This window comes from Exiguobacterium sp. s123 (genome assembly GCF_018617075.1).
Classification (GTDB): domain Bacteria; phylum Bacillota; class Bacilli; order Exiguobacteriales; family Exiguobacteriaceae; genus Exiguobacterium; species Exiguobacterium profundum.
This window is the reverse complement of record NZ_JACSJL010000036.1, coordinates 1-264: the sequence shown is the minus strand read 5'-3', so window position 1 is coordinate 264 and position 264 is coordinate 1. Positions and strand designations below refer to the sequence as shown.

Here is a 264-nt window from a genome sequence, read left to right as displayed (position 1 = left end):
GTTCCCATGCCGAACACGGAAGTTAAGCGTCTCAGCGCCGAAAGTAGTTGGGGGATCTCCCCCTGTGAGGATAGGACGTTGCCAGGCAAGATCGTTCCGCAATAGCTCAGTGGTAGAGCAACCGGCTGTTAACCGGTAGGTCGTAGGTTCAAATCCTACTTGCGGAGCCAATTTAGGCCCGTTGGTCAAGCGGTTAAGACACCGCCCTTTCACGGCGGTAACACGGGTTCGAATCCCGTACGGGTCACCAATATGGAGGATTAG

Annotated in this window: 2 tRNA genes and 1 rRNA gene; all 3 read left to right on the top strand. The window is 54.9% G+C overall.

Annotated elements, in window-relative coordinates:
* Positions 1-87, top strand: a 5S ribosomal RNA gene (gene rrf / locus KNO72_RS15545); the annotation flags it as partial.
* A gap of 8 nt (positions 88-95) precedes the next feature.
* A tRNA-Asn gene (locus tag KNO72_RS15540) sits at positions 96-170 on the top strand.
* 5 nt (positions 171-175) lie between these two features.
* Positions 176-250: transfer RNA gene (locus tag KNO72_RS15535), tRNA-Glu, on the top strand.
* Positions 251-264: the final 14 nt, after the last annotated feature.